5 protein-coding genes and 4 tRNA genes are annotated in these 6522 nt (G+C 57.5%); 6 read left to right on the top strand and 3 right to left on the bottom strand.

What is annotated here, in order from left to right:
• Positions 1 to 53: 53 nt before the first annotated feature.
• Complete coding sequence (gene rdgC / locus KGB03_RS09455) at positions 54 to 974, bottom strand: recombination-associated protein RdgC (RefSeq protein ID WP_008151195.1); 921 nt, start codon at positions 972 to 974, stop codon at positions 54 to 56.
• Between the two features lie 160 nt (positions 975 to 1134).
• Between rdgC and KGB03_RS09450 the strand changes: the two genes are divergently transcribed.
• From KGB03_RS09450 to KGB03_RS09435, 4 genes are all read left to right on the top strand, one after another.
• Positions 1135 to 1210 (top strand) — tRNA-Val (locus tag KGB03_RS09450).
• 19 nt (positions 1211 to 1229) lie between these two features.
• Positions 1230 to 1306, top strand: a tRNA-Asp gene (locus KGB03_RS09445).
• A gap of 200 nt (positions 1307 to 1506) precedes the next feature.
• Positions 1507 to 1582, top strand: a tRNA-Val gene (locus tag KGB03_RS09440).
• 19 nt (positions 1583 to 1601) lie between these two features.
• Positions 1602 to 1678 (top strand) — tRNA-Asp (locus KGB03_RS09435).
• A gap of 141 nt (positions 1679 to 1819) precedes the next feature.
• On the opposite strand, the gene KGB03_RS09430 is transcribed toward KGB03_RS09435, so the two are convergent.
• Both KGB03_RS09430 and KGB03_RS09425 read right to left on the bottom strand, forming a co-directional pair.
• The gene (locus KGB03_RS09430) at positions 1820 to 2953 is read right to left on the bottom strand and encodes a catalase family protein (protein ID WP_218537706.1); all 1134 of its coding nucleotides are present in this window, start codon (positions 2951 to 2953) and stop codon (positions 1820 to 1822) included.
• Complete coding sequence (locus KGB03_RS09425) at positions 2950 to 4758, bottom strand: di-heme-cytochrome C peroxidase (protein WP_218537707.1); 1809 nt, start codon at positions 4756 to 4758, stop codon at positions 2950 to 2952. Before KGB03_RS09425 ends, KGB03_RS09430 begins: the two co-directional genes overlap by 4 nt.
• 269 nt (positions 4759 to 5027) lie before the next feature.
• On the opposite strand from KGB03_RS09425, the gene KGB03_RS09420 reads away from it, so the two are divergent.
• Positions 5028 to 5744, top strand: a complete 717-nt coding sequence (locus tag KGB03_RS09420) for an FKBP-type peptidyl-prolyl cis-trans isomerase (protein ID WP_111452385.1) — start codon at positions 5028 to 5030, stop codon at positions 5742 to 5744.
• 294 nt (positions 5745 to 6038) lie between these two features.
• Entirely contained in the window at positions 6039 to 6494 is a 456-nt protein-coding gene (locus KGB03_RS09415) for a YkvA family protein (RefSeq protein ID WP_111452384.1), read from the top strand.
• The last annotated feature ends 28 nt before the right edge of the window (positions 6495 to 6522 follow it).

Genomic DNA, 6522 nt, shown 5'->3' with positions numbered 1-6522 from the left:
GGATAAATCCCCTCGCCACATGGCTCGCTCCCACAGGGATAACTTTTTACCTTTTAGATCCCCTGCGGGGTCTCTTCGCCGCCCAGCGCTTCAACCAGCGCCGGCAGGAAGTCGCCGAAGGTCAGCATCATCAGGGTGAAGCTGGCGTCCAGTTGGCCGAGGGCTTCTTCGCCACCGTCCTGTTCCGCCTGGTCTTGCAGCAGGTCTTCGAACTTCAGGCGCTTGACCACCATCTTGTCGTCAAGAACGAAAGACAGTTTGTCTTGCCAGGCCAGCGACAGCTGAGTGACCACTTTGCCGGTGCTCAGGTGCAGCTGTATTTCTTCGCTGGTCAGGTCTTGGCGCTTGCAACGCACGATGCCGCCGTCTTCGTGGGTGTCGCGCAGCTCGCACTCGTCCAGCACGAAGAAATCGTCCGCGGCTTTCTGGGTGGTGACCCATTCAGTCATGGTCGCGGTAGGGGACATCTTCACGGTCAGCGGACGTACCGGCAGCGTGCCGATGACTTCACGCAGGGTGGACAACAGGTCTTCGGCACGTTTCGGGCTGGCCGAGTTGACCAGGATCAGGCCCTGTTTCGGCGCGATGGCAGCGAAAGTCGACGAACGACGAATAAAGGCGCGCGGCAGGAAGGCCTGGATGATTTCATCCTTGATCTGATCGCGTTCCTTTTTGTAGACCTTGCGCATTTGTTCGGCTTCGATCTCTTCGACCTTTTCCTTCACCGCGTCGCGCACGACGCTGCCCGGCAGAATGCGTTCTTCTTTACGGGCGGCGATCAGCAGGAAGTCGCCACTGACGTGCGCCAGCGGAGCATCTTCGCCCTTGCCGAATGGCGCGACGAAACCGTAGGTGGTCAACTCCTGGCTTGCACATGGACGCGCCAGTTTGGTGGCCAGTGCAGTTTCCAACGCCTCGGCATCAAAAGGCAGATCTTGGGTCAGGCGATAGATAAGCAGGTTTTTGAACCACATGGGGCGAGTCTCTCCTTTATACAAAGGGGGGCATTATTCTCTTCGCAGCGCCATAGGCCAACCCTTCTCTAAGCCTTTGGAAGGCCTGAAAAAATTAATTAAAAAAGTGCTTGCCAGAGGTGTGGTCGCTACGTAGAATGCGCGCCACACCGAAAGTGAAGGGTGATTAGCTCAGCTGGGAGAGCGTCTGCCTTACAAGCAGAATGTCGGCGGTTCGATCCCGTCATCACCCACCATTCGCTTCCAGTGTTACGCGCAGCGGTAGTTCAGTCGGTTAGAATACCGGCCTGTCACGCCGGGGGTCGCGGGTTCGAGTCCCGTCCGCTGCGCCATATTCGGTTATCTGGAACGCTGAACGCCAGGTCACCACGGAAAAGCCCGCTTAACGCGGGTTTTTTTCTGTCCAAAGTTTGCAAGTTGTTCCTGCAGGTCGCGTCGTTTTATGGGTTTTCAGATTTTTTTGAAAAATTATTCAATTAAATCAACACTTTATGAAAATCTGTGGCACAATGCGCCCCGCAACGAAGGTAAAGGGTGATTAGCTCAGCTGGGAGAGCGTCTGCCTTACAAGCAGAATGTCGGCGGTTCGATCCCGTCATCACCCACCATTTACTTTCAACGCTACGCGCAGCGGTAGTTCAGTCGGTTAGAATACCGGCCTGTCACGCCGGGGGTCGCGGGTTCGAGTCCCGTCCGCTGCGCCATATTCGGTAACCTGGAACGCTGAACGCCAGGTCTCCACAGAAAGCCCGCTTAATGCGGGCTTTTTGCTGTCTGGGGTTTGGCTTTTGCCGAGGCTCCACCGAGAAAGCGACCTTTGGGTCGCTTTCTTTCGTTATGCCTTCTTATCGTTCGGCGTTGCGGCTGTGTCGGTAGTCGCTCACGGCTTCGTACACGGCTTTGCGCAACCGGTTGATGCCGCCAATGGGGCGATGGGCCTCAAGGCCAAACCACGGGTTGAACGACTGGTTATCGCATTGCACGTTCAGAGCAGGCGTATCGAAGTCCTGGGCGGGTACTTTGATCCGCGCCACGGTCTCGAACGGAGCATCGTTTTGCTGCCACTCAATGCTCGTGTCTTCGATCGGCATGTACCTGGCCGGGTTCTGGCGCTGAATCTGCAGGACGAAGCAGGCCGGCATCCGGTCGGTCGACAGTTGCTGGTGCAGCGCATTGCGCAGGAAGTTCGGCAACTTCTGGTTTTGCGCAGGCAGGGTGTAAGTCGGGCAGCTTGCCGGATCGGGCATGACGCGGAACTTGGCATTGGCTTCGCCGAATTTGTAGGGCGAAACTGAAAAGTAAGTCGTCTGGGTCGGGCTTTGCGGGGCGGGTGACAGTGTCGCCAGCGCGATAAACAGATGGCGAACCTGCCAGGTCCGCGGGTCCCAACCCGGAAAGAACGCCATCAGCTTCTTGCCGTCAGCCTGTGCGGCTACATTCTGACGGTACTCGGCGACATCGCTGACGAAGAAATTCGGATGGCTGAACATCACGAAGTCCTGTTCACCACGACTCTTTTGGTCATGCAGCAGTTGTTTGCCGGGCACATCGAGCAACTTGATTGCCATGCCCCGTGCGTCGCGGATGCTGTCGAACTGCGGGTAGGCATTGCCGTTGGACAGCCGCATCGTCGCTTGCCAGGTTTTGCCGGGTTCGTTGAACACACCCTGACGCAGTTCGCCCGCCAGATCCGGCAGCACCTGAACCTCGGCCTTCACGCAGCCATGGGCCTTGGCATGAGCGTCGCGCAGATAGCGGGTGCTTTCACGGTGCTGATCGACAATGCGCACGGCCGTCTGGATGATGTCTTGGGTCATCGCTGATTCGCCATCCGGAATCAGTTCTTCAGCCGAAACCGGGCCGCTGTGCTGCCAGGCGAACCACGCCGTGGCCAACGCCCAGGCGAGCAATCCAAGGCCTAGCGACCACATTAGGGTTTTGCCGAGAAAGGCGCCTAAACGCATCCAGAGTCTGCTCATGGCAATTGTGCCTCTAACGGACCGCCCAACACTTTCAGATACTCCAGCAGCGCCCAGCGCTCTTCTGGTTGCAGCAGGCGACCGATGACGCCGTTGCCACGCGTGCCTGCCCGGAACTCGTGGCCGCTGTTGTGATTGCCGGTGATGCGCGTGTCGAACATGAAGCCATTGGCGAAGGCCTCGGTGCGATAGCCGAGGTGCCTCGGGTCGTACTCGAAAGTGCCTTTGTAGAAGGTGGTTGCGCGTTCATCCTGGGGCGAGAGCAACTGATAAATGCTCGGCACCGAACCGTTATGCAGAAACGGTGCAGTGGCCCAGACTCCCGCCAATGGTCGCGCCTTGTAGGCGCGCAATTCGCGCACGCCAATCGGCAGGCCGAAGCCATCCATGTCCGGTCGTTCGGCCGTAGGAATGTTTGCATCACGGTAGGCCCGGTTTCCGACGAAAGCGGTGACGTAGGCCAACCCTTTAGCCGATGAGAGCTTGCTCAAATCCAGCGAATCCGCAGGCGTCGGCTGCAACTGAACATCCAGTTGCGCCAGCTCTGCCGGGTCCCATTGCAGGGCGGTGAGGTCGAAGCGATGGTCGGCGATGTTATCGGCCGCGCCCGGGTCTGTGCCAATGAACTCCACGGGCAGCATTTTCAGATGTTGCACCCAGCGCCCTTCGCTTTGGACCGATCGAGGTACATGGCAGCCAGCGCAGTTCTCGGTGAATAATTCGCGACCTTTTGCGGCTTGGGTTTTGTCGATGGCGCCCAGCAATTCTTCCGGCCAGGCTGGCGGTTTGAGCCGTTGCAGGGTTTGTTCGATCAGGTGCAGATCGCGCAAGCGGACACTGGACGGATAGCGGGCGTCTCCTTTAAGCGGTTGGCCGTTAGCGTCGAAAAAATTCAGCGTGGCGCCCACGCCCAGCGCCTCGCCGATGTTGCGGGCCATCGGTTGCTGCGCTGAACCGTTCCACTGCACCCAATCGAAGGTCCACATGTCCCACAGTTGCGGATAGTCGACCGGGGCGTTGGCCACACGGTAGTTGGCGGGGGAAATCGCATCGCCGAAACTGGCGTTGGCAATGCGCCCGAAAGCGTCGGTGCGGCCGGGGCCTTCTTCAGTGGGATAGAGCCCGCGATGGGTGTCGTTCCAGGCCACCTTCAAGAAAGTGTCGAGAGAGACTTTGAAGTCTTTGCGCAGTTGTTGATGCCGGGCATCGTAGTCCTGGCCCAATACGTTGCGTGCGAAACGTTCGAATTTCCACGGGTTGTAGTAAGTCGACGTCAGACTTGCTACCAGCGCTTGTCCGAAACTGCCTCCGCGCAACGTAGGAACGCTGGAGGGCAGAACGTGCTGTGCCGAACCGCCATCGATGCGCACGGCCTGGCCATTAAAGCGCAGTTCGCCGGTGTGGCAGGCGGCGCAGGTAATGTCCAGAAACTCGTCCTGGCTTCCAGGGTTCTGATGACGGGCAAAACCCACGGGCAGATTGCCGGGGTTGTTCGGGGTGGCTCGCTGGTTGGGGTCGATCAGAAAACCGAAGCGGGCGAGGTATTCGGGCGCGGCGAATCGCTGTTGCGAGAACGGTAATTCGAGGGCTTTGAACCAGTCATAGTGCAAACCTTTGACCTGGGTACCCTGAGGTGTGAAGTAGTAAGTCTCGCGGTCGGCGGTGCTCCATTGCTCCAGGTAATGCACTTGTTGCACGGGTGACCAGGCCGGCAATTTCGGGTTGGCGACGTAATACAGAGCCACGGCGAGGCCCAGCCCCAGCAGGACTGCGAACAGAACCAGCAAGCGAAAGAAGAGGCGCAAGATAAACATCCTTGTCGATTTGAACCTCTCTTATGCCTCAGCACCTGAGGTGCGGCAAGTGGCCATTACGCCATTTGCTGGGGGTTCTGCTATCCGTTTCTGTGAGCGCAAGATGACAGAAGCTTCATCCGCCCATTCCCGAAATGCGTTGAATCCCCTGAACTTATCAGAAGTTTCCTGCTCTCATGCCGGTAGCCATTGGTCGTGGCCGCCTGATAAGCTCGCGGCTTTACTCGATTGCCCTTTAGGCGCATGAACAAGGAAATAGCATGAAACAGCATCGGTTGGCGGCGGCGGTGGCCCTGGTTAGCCTGGTACTTGCGGGTTGTGATTCGCAGACCAGCGTAGAGCTGAAAACCCCGGCGCAAAAAGCTTCCTACGGGATTGGCCTGAACATGGGCAAGAGCCTGGCTCAGGAAGGCATGGATGATCTGGACTCCAAAGCCGTAGCCCAAGGCATCGAAGATGCCGTCGGCAAGAAAGAACAGAAGCTGAAGGATGACGAACTGGTCGAAGCCTTCGCAGCACTGCAAAAGCGTGCTGAAGAGCGTATGGCCAAAATGAGCGAAGAGTCGGCAGCTGCCGGCAAGAAATTCCTCGAAGAAAACGCCAAGAAAGCCGGTGTAACCACTACCGCTTCGGGCCTGCAGTATGAAGTAGTCAAGAAAGCCGATGGCGCACAGCCTAAGCCGACCGACGTAGTGACCGTTCACTACACCGGCACCCTGACCAATGGCACCGTTTTCGACAGTTCCGTCGAGCGTGGCAGCCCGATCGATCTGCCGGTCAGCGGTGTGATTCCGGGTTGGGTCGAAGGCCTGCAACTGATGCACGTTGGCGAGAAGTACAAACTGTACATCCCTAGCGAACTGGCTTACGGCGCCCAAAGCCCAAGCCCGGCGATTCCAGCCAACTCGGTGCTGGTATTCGACCTGGAACTGCTGGCGATCAAGGATCCGGCAAAACAAGACGCTACTGCCAAGTAATCAGCGTCTGCTTTAAAAACAACGCCTCGCTTATGCGGGGCGTTGTTGCATCTGGCGTTTAGCGAAGGTAAACAAAGCGAACGGATGCTGTAGGCTGGAGTCATAGCCATTGAGGACGCCCGCGCTAGCCGCGCCAGAGCGCCAAGTCAATGAATTCTTGGGTTTTTTTATGTGAGTAAAAAACGCCCGATCTGAGTTGGGCCCTTATGAAACGGGGCTTTCAGCCATGAAAAGCAGCTCTGTTCACAAGGTTATCCACAATTTGTGTGGATAACATTTCAGTGGGAGGAAATGATGAAAACACCCTGGAATTTCGCTCGTTTCCTGCCTCTGGCCGGACGCCTGCTCGCGCGTGGACGTTTGCCGACCTTGCTCTTCGCGGTAGCCAGCAAAGGTGCCAGCCAGGGTAATCGGCTGGGCAAGCTCAAGGATGATCTACGCCTGTTGCAGGCACTCTGCCTGGCTTACTGGCGCGGTGAGTATCGGGCTATCAGCCCCACAGCGTTGATATCGGTGGTGGCAGGCCTGATGTATTTCCTCAGTCCCATTGATGCCATTCCGGACTTCATTCCAGTGTTCGGCATGCTCGATGACATCGCAGTGCTGGCCTGGCTGATGAAAGTTCTCGACGATGAACTCAACGCCTTCCGCGCCTGGCGCAAGCGTCAGTTGCCGGAAAAGCTTGCAGTGGTTGAACGCCTGCCCGATACCCCGGAGCAACTTCAACTTCAGGGTCCGAAAAAAAACTGAACTGATTCAATCTCATCCATAGATTGAT

This window comes from Pseudomonas sp. BF-B-26 (genome assembly GCF_019956495.1).
Classification (GTDB): domain Bacteria; phylum Pseudomonadota; class Gammaproteobacteria; order Pseudomonadales; family Pseudomonadaceae; genus Aquipseudomonas.
Note: the sequence above shows the minus strand (reverse complement) of the source record. Positions and strands in the feature narration are given on the sequence as shown.